Here is a 16,758-nt window from a genome sequence, read left to right on the forward strand (position 1 = left end):
GGACCGGGCCGCCCGGGCCCGACCCACCGACCAACCCTGACGACCACCGCGGCACCACTCGACGCCCCGGCCGGAACACTTCCGGCCGGGGCGTCGTCGGAATCACCGCCGAATCCACACGGACGGTGTGAAACCCCGCACGGTGGGTAATAGCGCGCTCGGCGGGTGCCGACGGCGCGATCAGAGGGGTGGCGGGCGATGGACGGTGCCGGGCTCAGACTGAACATGAACGTGCTGGACTACGGGATCCTGGCGCTCTACTTCGTCACCGTGCTGGGGGTCGGCTTCGCCGCCCGCCGGGCGATCCGCACCAGCGTCGACTTCTTCCTCTCCGGGCGTTCGCTGCCCGCCTGGGTGACCGGCCTGGCCTTCGTCTCGGCCAACCTGGGCGCCCTGGAGATCATCGGGATGGCCGCCAACGGCGCGCAGTACGGCATCATGACCGTCCACTACTACTGGATCGGCGCCGTACCGGCGATGATCTTTCTGGGCATCGTGATGATGCCGTTCTACTACGGCTCCCGGGTGCGCAGCGTCCCGGAATACCTGCGACTGCGGTTCAACCGGCCGACCCACCTGCTGAACGCGATAAGCTTCGCGGTGGCCCAGGTGCTGATCGCCGGGGTCAACCTGTACGCGCTGGCGCTGATCATGCAGGCGCTGCTCGGCTGGCCGCTCTGGCTGGCGATCGTCATCGGGGCGGCGATCGTGCTGGCCTACATCACCGTCGGCGGGCTGACCGGCGCGATCTACAACGAGGTGCTCCAGTTCTTCGTCATCATCGCCGGGCTGGTGCCGATCACCGTCATCGGCCTGGTCAAGGTGGGCGGCTGGGCCGGCCTGATGGACTCGGTCCGCGACTCCAAGCTGGGCGAGGCCGGGCTGCACGCCTGGGAGGGCACCGGCAGCACCGCCAACCCGCTCGGCGCGCACTGGCTGGGCATCGTGTTCGGGCTCGGTTTCGTGCTCTCCTTCGGCTACTGGACCACCAACTTCGCCGAGGTGCAGCGGGCGCTGTCGGCCAAGAACATGAGCGCCGCCAGGCGTACGCCGATCATCGCCGCGTACCCGAAACTGGTCATCCCGGTGGTGACCGTGGTCCCGGGCCTGATCGCGCTGGTCACCGTCAAGGGGCTGGGGGCCGAGTCCGGTGACCTGGTCTACAACAACGCGATTCCGCTGCTGATGCGCGACCTGCTGCCCAACGGGGTGCTCGGGATCGCGGTCACCGGCCTGGTCGCCTCGTTCATGGCCGGCATGGCGGCCAACGTCAGCGGCTTCAACACCGTCTTCACCTACGACATCTGGCAGGCGTACGTCCGCAGGGAGCGCTCCGACGACTACTACATCCGGATCGGTCGGATCGCGACCGTGGCCGGGGTGGTGGTGGGCATCGGCACCGCGTTCATCGCCGCCGGGTTCAGCAACATCATGAACTACATCCAGGCGCTGTTCTCCCTGTTCAACGCCCCGCTGTTCGCCACCTTCATCATCGGCATGTTCTGGCGGCGGATGAGCGCCCTGGCCGGTTTCTGGTCGCTGCTGGCGGGCACCCTGGCCGCGCTGGCGACCTACCTGCTCTACAAGGCCGGCGTGGTGCACTTCAACTCCGACCTGGAGGAGAGCTTCTGGGGCGCGGGCATCGCCTTCGTCACGGTCGCCGTGGTGGCGGCGGTGGTCACCCCGCTGACCCGACCCAAGCGGGCCGAGGAGTTGCAGGGTCTGGTCTACGGCATGGGCGGGATCGACCTGAAGGGCGACGTGCTCGCCGGGGACCAGGTCTGGTGGCGTTCGCCGGTGCTGCTGGGCGCGATCGCGCTGGTGCTGGCCGTGCTCTTCTACATCCCGGTCTTCTGAGCCCGGTCCGTCACGAGAGGGAGGCGCAGGCGTGGACCAGCACAGCGAGCGGGCGAACGACCCGCAGGTCGTCGAGACGGAGAACGAGCGCAAGCGGTCCGCCGCCGCCCGGCTGTTCGACATCCGCCGGGTCATCGGTGGTCTCTTCGTGGTGTACGGGGTGATCGTCGGCCTGGTCGGTCTCTTCGACTCGGCTGCCGAGATCGACAAGGCGCAGGGCGTCCGGATCAACCTGTGGGCCGGGCTGGCGATGTTGGCTTTCGGGCTGTTCATGCTGGCCTGGCAGTGGCTGCGGCCGGTGGTGCCGCCCACCACCGAGGAGGCCCGGGAGGTCTGATCCGCCCCGGCATGGCGTCGCCCGGACGGGGTACCCGGGGCGCGGAACGCGTCTGGGACAGGAGGGCGGCACCATGACCGATCGTGACCCGAACCGACCGTTGGAGGAACGCCCGGAGGTGGCCGCCGCGGTGGACGACGACTCCACCGTGCCGCAGCTGGCCCGGGGCGGCGGTGGGCCGGCCGACCCGTCGTTCGTCGCGCCGGGTGACCAGCCCGGCGCGTCGACCGAGCAGCTGATCGGTGACCCGTACGCGGCGGGCACCGGGGCCACCGGGACCGGCACGGGGGCCGGTGGGGACAACATCCGCACCGGGGCCGAGCAGCCCTGGGAGCCGGAGGACCTGGTCATGGCGCGCGGGCAGGACCTGACGCCGCAGAACCTGGAGCGGGCCCGCCGGGACCTGGCCGAGTTGGGCCGGGCGGCGGTGGAACGAACCGTGCCCTGAGTCCCGCCGCAGTCGCCTCGCGCCCGGTGGGGTGTGCGGCGACCCGGGGACCGGGAGACCGGGGCCCCACATGACGACCGTCCGGTCCCGGCCCGGGGGCCCGGGGAGACGGGTGGGCCCCCGGCCCGACCTCTCGGTCGGACCGGGGGCCCGGGTGCGCCCGCCGCGTCAGTGCCTCACTCCAGCCGCGGCGGGCTGGTTCGTCAGAGCGCCGGGTAGGCGTTCTTCATGAGCTCCTGGAACTGGGCGGAGAACCAGGCGCCGGAGATCGGCGCGTTGGGCAGGGCGCCGCTCATGCTGTTGCCGTTACGGGCGTTACCGGTGTAGGTCGGGTCGCACATCCGGTCGAAGCCCTTGCCCTCGTTGTTCGGGATGAGGGAGCTGGAGCCGTCGGACTCACCCGGGGGCTTCACCCAGACGTAGGCGTCGATGCCCGGCTCGGGGTTGGCCTTCGGCCGCTCGCCGAGACCCGCACCGACCTGGTTGCACCAGTTGCCGGCGTGGAAGCGACGGTCGATGCGACCACCGTTGACGTAGGTGTCGACGCTGGTCGTCGCACCCGGGCCGGTGGGCCGGGCGGTGCCGCCCCAGCCGTTACGGGAGGTGTCGATCAGCATGCCGATGTTGCTGTTGAAGCCGACCGAGATCAGCTTGGTGCGGAACGCCTGGGCGAACGACAGCTCGTCGACGTAGAAGTTCCAGTCGATCCACTTGGACTGGCGGACGGTCTGGCCGTTCACCGAGTCGGTGATCTTGATGTACGGCTCCTTCAGGGCGGAGTAGTTCGCCGTGTTGGTGATGAAGCCGTGCACGTAGTTCACGTTGCTGCCGGAGGCGACGGCAGCGGTCTTCAGGATGTCGGCGGTCGGGCCGAAGTTGGTGTCCCAACCCAGCCAGCCGTGGTGACCAGCGTCGATGTAGTTGTAGACGTTACCGATCGCGCCCAGCTTGGCCAGGGCGTAGCCGACACCGTTGACGTACGCGCCGTTGGCCTTCACCACGTCGCACTGCACCGTGCCACCGGCGTTGCCGGAGGTGTTGGTGACCAGGTTCGGCAGCGAGTCGATCTCGATGATGTTGACGATCCGCAGGCTGGCGTACTTGGCCTGGCTCTGGATCGCGGCGATCGGGTCGATGTACTCCGCCTTGTAGCGCGGCAGTTCGTCGGCGGCCAGCTCACCGTTGGAGGCGAGCGCCGAGCAGTCCCGGCCGGGCAGGTTGTAGATCACGAACTGGATGTAGCCGGCACCCTGGGCCAGGGCCGCGTCCAGGTGGTCCTTGACGCCCATCGCACCGTTGGAGCTGCTGTCGGTGGTGCCGTTGATCGCGGCGATCCGGTCCAGCCACACCGCGGTCGGGTTGTTGGAGACCCGGCTGCCACCGGCCTCGGCGTCCGCCTTGGCCTTCCACTCCGGGTTCACGTACCCCTTGACCCCGACGTAGGGGTTGTCCACCTTCTGCCCCGGCGGGGGCGTGGTGGGCGGCGGGGTGGTGGGCGGCGGCGTCGTGGGCGGCGGGGTGGTGGGCGGAGGCGTGGTCGGCGGAGGCGTGGTGGGCGGAGGCGTCGTCGGCGTGACGCCGCCACAGACCACCCCGTTCAGGGTGAACGAGGCCGGCTTGGGGTTGCTGCCGCTCCACGAGCCGTTGAAGCCGAGGGTGGTGCTGCCGCCGCGACCCAGCGAGCCGTTGTAGGACTCGTTGGTGGCGGTCACGTTCTGGCCGCTCTGCGACCACTTGGCCGACCAGCCCTGGGTGACCCGCTGGCTGCTGTTGGGGAAGGTGAAGCCGAGGGTCCAGTTGCTGATCGGGTCACCCACGTTGCGGATGGTGACGTTCGCGGTGAAACCGCCGGACCAGTCGTTGGTGGTGTAGTCGATGCTGCACTGGGTGGCGGCCTGCGCCGCGGTGACCGGGATGGTCACCAGCCCGCCCGCGACCAGCACGCTCGCCCCGGTGAGGGCGAACGCCCGGCGTCGGGCGGACAGACTTCTCCACAGATTCATGCCTTTTGCACTCCTTGGGCGAGACCGGCACCGCATGGGGACCGGCAAGTGGCGCGTGAGCGTCCTGGGGTACGGACGAGCCCGGCGCCAACGGGACATCTCGGGGGGTGCCCGACCCGGAGGGCGGGCATGGTGGTGGCGAGCTGCACCGGCCCCGTGGGACCGGTCGGCGGCGACGTCGTCCGGTGCACCGGTTGCCCTCGACATCTGCCGTGCGCGGTGTGGCTCCCCGAACCGCGTGCAGCGATTCTTGCATGGGAGCGCTTCCATGGCAATGGCTCGATACTTGGCGGCAACCTGGCGGCAACGCCGGACCGACACCCGGGGCCCTGGCGAGCCTATCCCCGCCCAGCTCGGCCGGCAGGGCACCAACCGCCCCCCGAGGCGGCAAATGACGACACAAGCGCTCTAGCTCCCTTAAGCCCCGCATCATCGGTAAAGCCGAAAACACGAATCTTTCCCCGAATAAGTCGTGAAACGGTCTAACGTCGGTCATAGCTCGACTGTCGTCGGGCTCAGGACAACAGGGGATGGAGTGACGCAGGTCATGGCTAACAAGATGCTCGGGAAGGTTGTCGCGGGTGCCGCTCTCGGTGGCGCGTCCCTTCTGGTGTTCACGCCGGGGATCGCGTTCGCGGACGGTCACCACGACGGCGAGAGCCGGGACGGCAAGGTCATCGCCAAGCCACACGTCGTCAAGCCCGGCGACGAGGTCAAGCTCATCGAGATCTGCCCGGAGGCACAGGAACACGCCTTCGTCTGGTCCGAGGTCACCGGCAAGGTCAAGCTCAAGCCCGAAGGCCGCGGCGAGGACCACGGCAAGGGCGACGAGCACGGCAAGGGCGAAGAGGGCAAGGGCGAGGACCACGGCAAGGGCGAAGAGGGCAAGGGCGAGGACCACGGCAAGGGCGAAGAGGGCAAGGGCGAGGACCACGGCAAGGGACCCGACGGGAAGGGCCCCGACGACAACGGCCCCAAGCCGCAGCCGCCGGCCGAGGGTGGCCAACCCCCGGCTGACGGCGGGCAGCCGCCGGCCGACGGCCGGGGCGGTGGCTTCATGGCCGCCGACCAGGGGCCGGACCATGGCGACAAGGGCGACAAGGGCAAGGGCGAGGAGCACGGCAAGCCCGGCGAGCACGGCAAGCCCGGCGAGGAGTCCGGCGAGCACGGCAAGCCGAGCGAGGAGTCCGGTAAGCCCGGCGAGCACGGCAAGCCCGGCGAGGAGTCCGGCGAACACGGCAAGCCGGGCGAGGAGGAGCACGGCAAGCCCGGCGAGGAGGAGCACGGCAAGCCCGGCGAGGAGTCCGGCGAGCACGGCAAGCCCGGCGCCGAAGAGGAGCACGGCAAGCCGGGCTACAGCGAGGAGTCCGACGAGGACGACTGGCTGGGCCACGACGGGTACGGCCAGGACGAGGAGTACGGATACGGCAAGGACGAGGGTGGCTGGGAGCACAAGAAGGACTTCGTCTACTACGGCGAGGCCGAGGTCTCCGAGCACGCCCGTCCGGGCCGGTACGAGCTGAAGGGCTCGTGCGGCGAAGGCGAACTGGTCGTCCTGCCGAAGGGCCACGTCGATGGCGGTGACGGTGGGATGACCACCACCGCCGCCGACCGGAGCATGGCCGTCGGCGGAGTGGGCATGATCGGCGCGGCTGCCCTCGGCGGCATCGTGCTGATGCGTCGGCGTCGGGCCGATGAGCTCGGCTGACCCGACGGCGACACGGGCCGGCGGCCGTCACGGGAGACCGTGGCGTGCCGCCGGCGCGGCCGTCGTCGTCCTGCTCGCCATGGCCGGCTCCGGCATGGTCGGCGCGTCACTGCGCACCACGCCCCCGCCGCGTCCCCCACAACCGGCGGCCCAGGCCGCGCCGCAGACCACCCCGGCGACCACCCCCGCCGGGGAGACCGGGCCGGTCGACGACCCGGACGCCCAGGTCCCCGCCGACGCGAGCGTGCCACCGGGCCCCGATCCGCTGCTCCGGGCCGCCCCCACCGCCATCGTGATCCCGCGGATCGGGGTCGACGCGGAGATCATGCCGCTGGGCACCAACCCGGACGGCACGGTCCAGGTGCCCCCGCTGGACCAGGCCCAGCGCGCCGGCTGGTACGAGCCGGGCGTCAGCCCCGGGGAGACCGGGAATGCGGTGATCGTCGGGCACGTCGACTCGGCGAAGCTCGGGCCGGCGGTCTTCTTCCAACTCGGCGCGCTCCTGCCGGGCGACACCATCACGGTGTCCCGGGCCGACGGCGGCGTCGCCATATTCACCGTCGACGAGGTGCGTTCCTATCCCAAGGACCAGTTCCCCACCGAGCTGGTGTACGGCCCGAACGACCGACCCGGACTGCGGGTGGTGACCTGCGGCGGCCAGTTCGACCAAGGGGCCGGCAGCTACCAGGACAACGTGATCGTCTTCGCCACCCTGACGTCCTGACCCCTACCGCACCTCCCGGCGGGACACCGCCGGCCGACCACACCGGTGCCGCGCCTGCGGCGGGACGAGGATCCCACCGCAGGCGCGGCCGGTGTCACGGTCAGGCGGCGGCGGACGTCCGGACCAGGGTGCGGATCTGCCGCAGCAGCACCGACAACGAGGCGAGGTCCGCCCGCGACTCGTCGAACTCCCCCATCGCCCGGTGCGCCCGGTGGATCGAGGTGGCGTTCGACTGTTCCCACTGGAGCACCCGCTCCTGCGGCGGCAGGTCGCCCGAGGTGGAGTCGAGCACCTCCCCGGTGAGCGCGGCCAGCGCGGCGTACAGGTCGTAGCGCAGCGCCATCCGGGCCAACGTCTGCCAACGGTCCTCGCGCGGCAGCAGGGAGATCTTCGACAGCAGCGAGTCGACCCGGAACCGGTCGGAGAGCACGAAGTAGACCGAGGCCACCTCGCCGACGTCGCGGCCACTGGTCCGCGCCGTCTCCACCACGTCCAGCAGGCCGAAGCTGTACATCAGCCGGGTCGCCTGCTCGGCCAGGCCGGCCGGCAGCCCCCGGGCGGTCATCGCGTCGATGTGCTCCCGCAACGACTCCCGCTCGCTGCCGTGGAACCGGTCCTGGAGGTCGGGCAGTAGCCGGGCCACCCCGTCGCGGAGCCGCTCGATCTCGGCCGGCACGTCGATCGGCGAGCGCCGGTTGGTCACCAGCCAGCGCACCGCCCGGTCGAGCAGCCGCCGGGTGTCGAGGTAGACGCTGGTCTGCAACTCCGGCGAGACCTGGTTGTCCAGCGCCTCGACCGCGTCCCACAGCTCCCGCAGCCCGAAGACCTCCCGGACCACCACGTACGCCCGGATGACGTCGGCCGGCGACGCGGCCGTCTCCTCGATGACCCGGAAGACGAACGAGATGCCGCCCCGGTTGATCGCCTCGTTGACCAGGACCGTGGTGACGATGTCCCGGCGCAGCCGGTGCTGGGCCATCCGGTCGGCGAACCGCTCGCGCATCGGCGTCGGGAAGTAGTCGACCAGCACCCTGGTCGTCCACTCCTCGTCCGCGAGGCCCTCGGCGAGGATCTCCCGCTCCAGCACGATCTTGACGTACGCGAGCAGCACCGCGAACTCCGGCGCGGTCAGCCCGGACTCGGTGCGTACCGCCAGCTCCTCGTCCGGGGGCAGCGCCTCCAGCGCCCGGTCGAGCTGACCGGCCCGCTCCAGTTCGCTGATCATCCGGCGGTGCACCGGCAGCAGCGAGGCGGCCTGGGCCTGCGAGTTGTTGATCGCCCGTGCCTGGTCGTAGTTGTCCCGCAGGACCAGCTCGGCGACCTCGTCGGTCATCTGGGCCAGCAGCTCGTCACGGGCGGGGACGTCCAGCGCCCCGTCGGCGACCGCCGTGTTCAGCAGGATCTTGATGTTCACCTCATGGTCGGAGCAGTCCACTCCGGCCGCGTTGTCGATGAAGTCGGTGTAGATCCGGCCGCCGGTAGACGCGTACTCGATCCGGCCGAGCTGGGTGCAGCCCAGGTTGCCGCCCTCGCCGACGACCCGGCAGCGCAGGCTCCTGCCGTCCACCCGGATCGCGTCGTTGGACTTGTCGCCCACCTCGGCGTTGGTCTGGCTGGACGCCTTCACGTAGGTGCCGATGCCGCCGTTCCAGAACAGGTCCACCGGCGCGGTGAGGATCGCCTTCATCAGCTCCGGCGGGCTGAGCTGGGTGACGTCGTCGGCCAGGCCGATGGCCGCCCGCACCTGCGGGGTGATCGGGATCGACTTGGCCCCGCGCGGGAAGATCCCGCCGCCTTCGGAGATCAGCTTCGGGTCGTAGTCCTCCCAGGACGACCGGGGCAGCCCGAACAGCCGCTGGCGTTCCCGGAAGGAGGTGGCAGCGTCCGGGTCCGGGTCGAGGAAGATGTGCCGGTGGTCGAACGCGGCCACCAACCGGATGTGTTCGGAGAGCAGCATCCCGTTGCCGAACACGTCGCCGGACATGTCGCCGACGCCGACCACGGTGAAGTCAGCCGTCTGGGTGTCGTGGCCCAGCTCGCGGAAGTGCCGCTTGACCGACTCCCAGGCACCCCGGGCGGTGATGCCCATCTTCTTGTGGTCGTAGCCGGCGGAACCGCCGGAGGCGAAGGCGTCACCCAGCCAGAAGCCGTGCGCCGCCGAGATCTGGTTGGCGATGTCGGAGAACGTCGCGGTGCCCTTGTCCGCCGCCACCACCAGGTACGGGTCGTCCGGGTCGTGCCGCACCACGTCCACCGGCGGCACGATGTCCCCGGCGACGATGTTGTCGGTGACGTCGAGCATCGCGCCGACGAACTCCTGGTAGCAGGCGACCGCCTCGTCCCGGTCCCCCGGCTTCTGCTTCAGCACGAAGCCGCCCTTGGCACCCACCGGCACGATCACCGCGTTCTTCACCATCTGCGCCTTGACCAGGCCGAGCACCTCGGTGCGGAAGTCCTCCCGCCGGTCGGACCAGCGCAGCCCGCCCCGGGCCACCGCCCCGTAGCGCAGGTGCACGCCCTCGAACCGGGGCGAGTAGACGAAGATCTCGAACCTGGGTCGGGGCGCCGGCAGGTCCGGGATGGCCTGCGGGTCCAGCTTGAACGCCACGTACGGCTTGGGTCGCCCGTCGGCGCGCTTCTGGTAGAAGCTGGTCCGCAGGGTGGCCTGCATCAACGTCAGGTAGGCGCGCAGGATGCGGTCCTGGTCGAGGCTGGCCACGTCGTCCAGCGCGACACCGATCGCGTCGACCAGCTCGCCGCTGCGTTCCCGGCGTTGCTCCGCCTCGCGCCCGTCCGGGGCGAACCGCACCTCGAACAGTTCCACCAGCAGCGCCGCGATCCGCGGGTACGCGATGAAGGTCTGCTCCATGTACTCCTGGGAGAAGACCGCCCCGGTCTGCCGCAGGTACTTCGCGTACGCCCGCAGCACCACCACCTGCCGCCAGGTCAGGCCGCCGCGCAGGACCAGCTCGTTGAAGCCGTCCACCTCGGCCTCACCCCGCCAGGCGGCGGCGAAGGCGTTCTCCACGTGCGGGCGCACCTCGGCCAGCTCCTGGTGCCCCTCGGGCAGGCGCAGCCCGAAGTCGTACAGGAAGACCCGGCCGTCGATCCGGTCCACCTCGTACGGGTGCTCGTCGACCACCCGTACGCCCAGCGAGTGCAGCACCGGCAGCACGGCGGAGAGCATCATCGGCTCGCCGTACCGGTAGACCTTGAACCGGACGTCCATCGCCTCGTCGGCCCCGGCGTCGCGCTGCCCCGGCCGGGACGCCCACTGCTTACGGAACAGGTGCATCTCCAGCTGGCCGGGCTCCTCCAGCAGCTCCAGCTTGGCCAGGTCCTTCATCGCCTCGTACGGCGTGTGCCCGTCCTTGTAGCCCTCCGGGAACGCGTCGGCGTACCGGACGAAGAGCCGTTTGGACTGTTCGTCGCCGAGCTTGCGCTCCAGCACCAGCCGGTAGTCGTCGTCCCAGAGCCGGGTGGCGTCGGCCAACTCCTCGGCGAGCAGGTCGGCGTCGATCTCCCCGGGCGGCCGGTTCGGATCGGTCCGGACGATGAAGTGCACCCGGGCCAGCATCGACTCGGTGACCCGGGTGGTGTAGTCCACCCCCACCCCGTTCAGCTCACGCAGCAGGATGTCCTGCATGCGCAGCCGGTTCTGGGTGGTGAACCGGTCCCGGGGCAGGTAGATCAGGCAGGAGATGAACCGCCCGTACGCGTCGCGGCGCAGGAACACCCGCAGCTGCCGGCGGCCGGCCATCCGCAACACCCCGACCACCGCGTGGTACAGGTCGTCGGTCTTGATCTGGAACAGCTCGTCGCGCGGGTAGGTCTCCAGGATCTGGAGCAGGTCCTTGCCGGAGTGGCTGCGCTGACTCAGCCCGGACCGGTCCAGCACCTCGGCCACCTTGCGGCGGACCACCGGCAGCTCCCGCACGCTCGTCCGGTAGGCGGCGGTGGAGAACAGGCCCAGGAACCGCCGCTCGCCGACCACCCGGCCGGCCTCGTCGAAGATCTTGAAGCCGATGTAGTCCAGGTAGGCCGAGCGGTGCACGGTGGCCCGGGAGTTCGCCTTGGTGATGATCAGCAGCCGCTTCTCCATCACCTTCTCGTGCGCCTCCGGCGTCATCGACGACAGCGCGCGCGCCTCGGGCGAGTCCGACCGCAGGATGCCCAGGCCGGTGCCGAGCACCGCCTCCAGCGCCGGGCCGCCCTGCCCGCCGGAGTCGACCAGCCGGTACTCCCGGTAGCCGAGGAAGGTGAAGTGGTCGTGGGCCAGCCAGCGCAGCAGCTCCACCGAGTCGGTGATGTCCTTTTCCGGCACCGGTGGGCGGTCGTTCGCCGTCCGGGCGGTGGACAGCTCGTCGGCGAGCGCCAGGGCCCGCTGCCGCATCTTCGGCCAGTCCTCGACGGCCTCCCGCACGTCGGTGAGCACCCGCTGCAACTCGCGGCGCAGCTTGTCCCGCTGGTCGGCGTCCCGGACCGGGTCGATCTCGATCCGCATCCAGCTCTCGACCAGGTCACCGGCGATCGCGTCGTCCGGCTCCACGTCGGCGGAGACCTCGGTCAGCCGGCCCAGCGGCTCCCGCCGCACCACCACCAACGGGTGCACCAGCAGGTGTACGTCGAGGTGGTGGGCGTTGAGCAGGGCGGTCACCGAGTCGACCAGGAACGGCATGTCGTCGGTGACGATCTCGACGACGGTGTGGTGCTGGTCGGCGTCGGGGGGCAGGATGCGCAGCTTCAGCTCACCCGGCACCCGCTGCTGGGCGAGGTCACGGTGGGCCCGGGCGGCGTCGAGCATCTCCTCGGCGGTGAACCCGATCAGCTCCTCGTCCGGCGCGAACCGCCAGAACCGGCCCACCAGGGTCGCCGCGTCGTGGTCGTCACCGGCCAACGCCACCGCCTGGGCCACCAGGCGCTCCGCGTTGGGCACCGGCTCGTCGAGCTCGGCGTCCTCCACGTCGTCACCGAGCGCTTCCACCGGAAGCCCCAGGTCGTAGAGGGTGTCGATGCTCGAACCGGTCAACCCGGTCACTCCTGTGTCGAGTCGACCGTAGCCGTCCCCGTCGATCGGCGGGCTGTCCCCGTCGGTCACCGAATCGAAGCTGTCGTCCCGGCCGGTGTCAGTCTGCCGGAGGTCGGGTCCCGGTTTGATCGCCGGACGCCGGTCCATGGGTGCCACTCCCCTCGACGACCCACCGCGTTGTGGGTCACTCTGCCGCCCCACCTTAGGCCCTGCCGTTCCGGTCATCGGTCGGCGGACCGTCGGCCGGACGTCCGGTCCGCGACTCCGGGCCGGTCGCCTGTTGCAGATCCACGTCGGCCGGCTGCCGAGTACCCCGCTGTGGGATGTTCACAACACCCGGGGGCCCACCTCTTCGCCCTGCCCACCGGGGCGGGAAGGGCGTCGACCGCTCCCGCCCGGCGACCCGGTCCGGCCGCGCGGGGCGGTACGGGCGCCCGCCGCGTACTAGCGTGCAGGGCAGCCCGCCACCCGGAAGGTGCCAGCTCCATGCCCCTGTCGTACCCGTACCACCGCCCCGGCACTCCCCTGCGGCGGGCTCTCGCGGCCGTGGCCGCCACGGTGCTGGCGGCCGGTGCCCTCGTCGGCTGCTCCGGCGACGACGACCCGGCGGGCAGCGTGGACGCGTTCCTCGCCGGCTGGCGCAGCGGCAAGCTGGACAAGGTGGGATTTGTCGACCCGACCGGCGCGAGAGTGCCCGCCGCGACCGTCACCGAGCAGATCAAGGCACTCTCCGGCGATCTCGCCACCACCGTGCCCACCCTGGGTCGCGCCGGGGACGCCGAGGTCACCAAGAACCTCGCCACCGCGAAGGTCGACATCAGCTGGGCGTTGCCGGGCGGGGCCACCTGGGCCTACCAGCGGCCGGTCCGGCTGCGGCAGAACAGCGGCGACGACCGGTGGCAGGTGATCTGGGAACCCCAGGTGCTGCACGAGCAACTGGAGAAGGGCGACCGGCTGGCGCTGCGGCGGACCGCCGCGCCCCGGGCCGGGGTGCTCGACGGCGCGGGGCAGCCGATCGTGGCACCCCGCCCGGTGGTCCGCATCGGCGTGCAGCCGGGCGAGGTCACCGACGCCAAGGCCCTGGTGGGAGGGCTCGATGCCGCGTTCAAGGCGGTCAAGCCGCCGATCAGCCCACCGGTGGACCTCAGCGACCTGCCGCAACGGCTGCGCGACGCCGATCCGGGCGCCTTCGTCGAGGTGGTGACGTTACGCGACGAGGCGTACCGGCAGATCCGGCCCCGGATCTACGACCTGCCGGGGACGAAGTTCCGGGCCGAGAAGCTCGACCTGGCCCCCACCCGGGAGTTCGCCCGCGCCCTGCTCGGCACAGTCGACCAGGCGCAGGCCGACGACCTGGCCGCCCACCCCGACCGGTACGCCAAGGGTGACCTGGTCGGCCACGGTGGTCTCCAGGGCCGCTACGACGAGCGGCTGCGCGGTGCTCCCGGCACCATCGTGGAGATCCGCCGACCCACCCCGGAGGGCGGCAGCACCGTCGTCACCGAGGCGTTCCGGCAGGACCCGACCGCCGGTAAGCCGGTCCGTACCAGCCTCGACGTGGCCGTCCAGAACGCCGCCGACGGCGCGTTGCGGGCGGAGAAGCGGCGGTCGGCCCTGGTCGCGGTGCGGATCAGCGACGGCGCGGTGCTCGCCGCCGCCAACGGCCCCGGAGCGGCCGGGGAGAACCTGGCCTTCACCGCCCAGGTGCCGCCGGGCTCCACCTTCAAGACGGTCAGCGCCCTCGCCCTGCTGGACAAGGGCGCGGTGACCCCACAGACCATCGTCGACTGTCCCAAGACCCGCGCGGTGGACGGTCGGCCGTTCAAGAACTCCGACGACTTCGTCCTCGGCAAGGTGCCGTTCCGCACCGACTTCGCCAAGTCCTGCAACACGGCCTTCGTGGCGCTGGCCCCGCAACTCGGCCCGGACGGGCTGGCCGCCACCGGCCGTACCCTCGGCCTGGAGGGCAGCTGGGACCTCGGCGCGGACGTCTTCACCGGCAAGGTCTCCACCGGCGGCGCCCCCACCGAGCAGGCCGCTGCGGCGATCGGTCAGGGCACCACCGTGGTCAGTCCGCTGGCCATGGCCGGCGCCACCGCCGCTGTCGCCCGGGGCCGCTGGGAGCAGCCGAAGCTGGTGCTCGACCCGGCCCCGGCCGCACCCGCCGAGGCCGGCCCGTCGTTGAAGGCCGAGTCGGTGGCGGGGCTCAAGACGATGATGCGCGAGGTGGTCACGGCCGGCACCGGCAAGGCGCTGTCCGACGTGCCCGGTGGCCCGGTGTACGGCAAGACCGGCACCGCCGAGTACGACAACGACCCGGCGCACACCCACGCCTGGTTCGTCGGTTGGCGGGGGGACGTCGCGTTCGCCGTCTTCGTCGAGCAGGGCGGGTCGAGTACGGCCAGCGCCGTCCCGATCGTCGAACGCTTCCTGCGCGCCCGCCCCTGACCCGCCCCGGCGGGCGCTGTCGGCGCGGTGGAGCGCAACGTCGACCCTTCCGGGGATCGTGCTCAGGCGACCGGCTCTTCGGCACGCCCCGGCACGTCGGCCGGCCCGGAAACAGCCGGCCCGGAGGCGAAGGGCTCGGGAACGGACGGCCCCGGGACGGATCGTCCGGAGTGGGACGGGCCGGGATCGGTGGGGTGTGGCTGGGGTGGCAGCAGTCGGGGCGCGACGGCGTCCGGGGCGACCACCGGGGCCAGTCCGGCGACGACCGTGTTGACGATCTCGGCGGCGTACGCACCGTCCGGGTCGTAGTCGGGGTCGAAGACGGTCAGCTCGACGCCGAGGCAGTGTGGGGTGTCCACCAGCCCGGCGAGCAGGATCTCCAGCTCGGCGAAGGCGATCCCGCCGGGGTCGGGGGCGTCCACGGCCGGCATCACCGCCGGGTCGAGCACGTCGACGTCGATGTGCACCCAGTAGCCGGCGCAGTCGGCCAGTTGCTCGTGCGCCCACTGGGCGCTGCGGGCGGCGCCCTCGGCGCGCAGGGCCGGCACCGGTCGGGTGGTGATCCCGGCGGCTTGGAGGTCGAGCCGGTACTCGTCCTGTGCCCGGATGCCGAGCACCACCACGTCGATGTCCCGGAAGTACGGTCGACGCCCCTCGATGGCGGCCAGGTCGGCCTGGCCGCGCCCGGTCACCAGGGCGAGGTCCTCGCCGGCTGCCGCACCCACGTAGGAGGCGTTGCCGGGGTGCCGGAAGTCGGAGTGGCCGTCGACGAAGACCAGCCCGATCCGCCCGCCGACCGCCTCGCCGAGCCGGTGCATGGCCAGCGCCGAGCCGAGCAGCACCGAGCAGTCCCCGCCGAGGACCAGGGGAAACTCGTCCCGGTCGATGATCGCGCCGATCCGGTCGGCCAGCGCCGTCGAGTAGCCGGAGATCTCCCGGGCGTGGCAGACCCCGTCACCGGGCCGCCAGTCGCCCGGGTCGTACCGGGGGGCGGTGAGGCAGCCGGCGTCCCGGGCGCCCAGTCGGGCCAGCAGCCCGTGGTCGCGCAGCGCGCCGGGGGCCTTGCCGCAGCCGGGGACGGAGGTGGAGGTGGGTGGGCGCAGACCCAGGTTGGTCGGCGCGTCGAGGACGGCGATTCGGCGCATCACAGGCTCCCGTCCTCGATGGGTGGCGGGCCGGCCGGGGGGCCGGCCCGCGCGGGGATGTCAGGGGTTCAGAACAGGGCGCTGGCCAGGGCGCGTCGGGCGGAGGCCACGGCGGGGTCGTCCGGGCCGGCGATGCTGAACAGGGCGATCAGGTGTTGGCGGGCCTTGTCCCGGTCGTCACCGGCGGTCCGCCGGACCACCCCGACCAGCCGCGCGTACGCCTGCTCGGCCATCCCGCTGAGCACCTCGATGTCGGCGGCGAGCAGTTGGGCGTCGACGTCGTCGGGGTTGGCCTGCGCGGCGGCGAGGGCGGCCTGCGGGTCCGCGCCGGCGACCCGCCGGGCCACCCCGACCTGGGCCAGCCCGGCCTCGGCCGCGGCGTCCGCCGGGGACTCGGCGAGGATCTTGCGGTACGCCTGCTCGGCGGCGTCCAGGTCGCCGCTCATCAACGCGTCGTCGGCCTCGTCGAGGCGCGGGTCCTCCGGCTCGGCCACGGTGACGCCACCGGCCTTGAGCACGGCGGCGAGCCACTGGCGCAGCTGGGGCTCGGGGATCACCCCGGGGAAGGCGTCGATGGGCCGCCCGCCGACGATCGCGTAGACGGTGGGGATGGCCTGGATCTGGAACATCTGCGCGATCCGCGGGTTTTCCTGGACGTCGACCCGGGCGAGGACCCACTGGCCGGCGCCCTCGGCCGCCAACCGCTCCAGCACCGGGGCGAACTGGTCGCTGTCCGGGTAGCCGGCCGCGCCGAAGAAGACCACCACGGGTGTGGTCATCGACCGTTCCAGCACCTCGGACTGGATGTTCGCCTCGGTCACGTCGAGCGCGGCGGCGGCGCCACCTGTGGCGGGACCGCCCGCCAGGCCGGTGGAGGCACCGGTCTGGCTCGGTGTGGCGGGACGGGAACTGGCCGGGGCGGTGCCGCGCAGCGCGCTGAGGTCGACCGCGCCGCGGGTGAAGATCGACGAGGTGATCCGTGGGTCGCTCATGGTTATCTAGTCTCGCACGATCCCCACCGTCCCCGGCTCAGCCACAACGCCCACAGTTGCCACTCTC

General features: G+C 71.6%; 10 protein-coding genes. 6 read left to right on the plus strand and 4 right to left on the minus strand.

Going from position 1 to position 16,758, the window contains the following annotated elements:
- Window positions 1–198: 198 nt before the first annotated feature.
- The 3 genes from ACQP2H_RS25005 to ACQP2H_RS25015 all read left to right on the plus strand — a co-directional run bounded on the left by ACQP2H_RS25005 (window position 199) and on the right by ACQP2H_RS25015 (window position 2,642).
- Entirely contained in the window at window positions 199–1,857 is a 1,659-nt protein-coding gene (locus ACQP2H_RS25005) for a sodium:solute symporter family protein (protein ID WP_363823661.1), read from the plus strand.
- A gap of 31 nt (window positions 1,858–1,888) precedes the next feature.
- Window positions 1,889–2,194, plus strand: a complete 306-nt coding sequence (locus ACQP2H_RS25010) for a hypothetical protein (protein ID WP_208568441.1) — start codon at window positions 1,889–1,891, stop codon at window positions 2,192–2,194.
- 73 nt (window positions 2,195–2,267) lie between these two features.
- On the plus strand, window positions 2,268–2,642 hold the full coding sequence (locus ACQP2H_RS25015) for a hypothetical protein (protein ID WP_433229088.1): 375 nt from the start codon (window positions 2,268–2,270) through the stop codon (window positions 2,640–2,642).
- A gap of 203 nt (window positions 2,643–2,845) precedes the next feature.
- Here ACQP2H_RS25015 and ACQP2H_RS25020 read toward each other — a convergent pair whose 3' ends face one another.
- Window positions 2,846–4,645, minus strand: a complete 1,800-nt coding sequence (locus ACQP2H_RS25020) for a glycoside hydrolase family 6 protein (protein ID WP_357534965.1) — start codon at window positions 4,643–4,645, stop codon at window positions 2,846–2,848.
- A gap of 547 nt (window positions 4,646–5,192) precedes the next feature.
- On the opposite strand from ACQP2H_RS25020, the gene ACQP2H_RS25025 reads away from it, so the two are divergent.
- Complete coding sequence (locus tag ACQP2H_RS25025; RefSeq protein ID WP_433229090.1) at window positions 5,193–6,353, plus strand: hypothetical protein; 1,161 nt, start codon at window positions 5,193–5,195, stop codon at window positions 6,351–6,353.
- Complete coding sequence (locus ACQP2H_RS25030; protein ID WP_208568437.1) at window positions 6,340–7,077, plus strand: class F sortase; 738 nt, start codon at window positions 6,340–6,342, stop codon at window positions 7,075–7,077. Before ACQP2H_RS25025 ends, ACQP2H_RS25030 begins: the two co-directional genes overlap by 14 nt.
- Window positions 7,078–7,177: 100 nt before the next feature.
- Here the strand turns inward: ACQP2H_RS25030 and ACQP2H_RS25035 are convergent, their stop codons facing one another.
- Window positions 7,178–12,253: an NAD-glutamate dehydrogenase gene (locus ACQP2H_RS25035; RefSeq protein ID WP_433229092.1), complete on the minus strand. Its 5,076-nt coding sequence runs from the start codon at window positions 12,251–12,253 to the stop codon at window positions 7,178–7,180.
- Window positions 12,254–12,592: 339 nt separating this feature from the next.
- On the opposite strand from ACQP2H_RS25035, the gene ACQP2H_RS25040 reads away from it, so the two are divergent.
- Window positions 12,593–14,554 carry a penicillin-binding transpeptidase domain-containing protein gene (locus ACQP2H_RS25040; RefSeq protein WP_433229094.1) on the plus strand — a complete coding sequence of 654 codons (1,962 nt, stop codon included), beginning with the start codon at window positions 12,593–12,595 and terminating at the stop codon, window positions 14,552–14,554.
- Window positions 14,555–14,616: 62 nt separating this feature from the next.
- Here ACQP2H_RS25040 and ACQP2H_RS25045 read toward each other — a convergent pair whose 3' ends face one another.
- Together ACQP2H_RS25045 and ACQP2H_RS25050 are read right to left on the minus strand one after the other, a co-directional pair.
- Window positions 14,617–15,702 carry an arginase family protein gene (locus ACQP2H_RS25045; RefSeq protein WP_363823670.1) on the minus strand — a complete coding sequence of 362 codons (1,086 nt, stop codon included), beginning with the start codon at window positions 15,700–15,702 and terminating at the stop codon, window positions 14,617–14,619.
- 65 nt (window positions 15,703–15,767) lie between these two features.
- Window positions 15,768–16,691, minus strand: a complete 924-nt coding sequence (locus ACQP2H_RS25050) for a tetratricopeptide repeat protein (protein WP_219464419.1) — start codon at window positions 16,689–16,691, stop codon at window positions 15,768–15,770.
- Between the last annotated feature and the right edge of the window lie 67 nt (window positions 16,692–16,758).

Origin of the sequence: Micromonospora sp. CA-248260 (assembly GCF_050942205.1) — a bacterium.
GTDB lineage: Bacteria > Actinomycetota > Actinomycetes > Mycobacteriales > Micromonosporaceae > Micromonospora > Micromonospora antibiotica.

Excerpts from the sequence above, each read along its gene's own strand:
- ACQP2H_RS25005 (WP_363823661.1), top strand. The coding sequence starts at position 199 with ATGGACGGTGCCGGGCTCAGACTGAACATGAACGTGCTGGACTACGGG.
- ACQP2H_RS25015 (WP_433229088.1), top strand. The coding sequence starts at position 2,268 with ATGACCGATCGTGACCCGAACCGACCGTTGGAGGAACGCCCGGAGGTG.
- ACQP2H_RS25020 (WP_357534965.1), bottom strand. The coding sequence starts at position 4,645 with ATGAATCTGTGGAGAAGTCTGTCCGCCCGACGCCGGGCGTTCGCCCTC.
- ACQP2H_RS25025 (WP_433229090.1), top strand. The coding sequence starts at position 5,193 with ATGGCTAACAAGATGCTCGGGAAGGTTGTCGCGGGTGCCGCTCTCGGT.
- ACQP2H_RS25030 (WP_208568437.1), top strand. The coding sequence starts at position 6,340 with ATGAGCTCGGCTGACCCGACGGCGACACGGGCCGGCGGCCGTCACGGG.
- ACQP2H_RS25035 (WP_433229092.1), bottom strand. The coding sequence starts at position 12,253 with ATGGACCGGCGTCCGGCGATCAAACCGGGACCCGACCTCCGGCAGACT.
- ACQP2H_RS25040 (WP_433229094.1), top strand. The coding sequence starts at position 12,593 with ATGCCCCTGTCGTACCCGTACCACCGCCCCGGCACTCCCCTGCGGCGG.
- ACQP2H_RS25050 (WP_219464419.1), bottom strand. The coding sequence starts at position 16,691 with ATGAGCGACCCACGGATCACCTCGTCGATCTTCACCCGCGGCGCGGTC.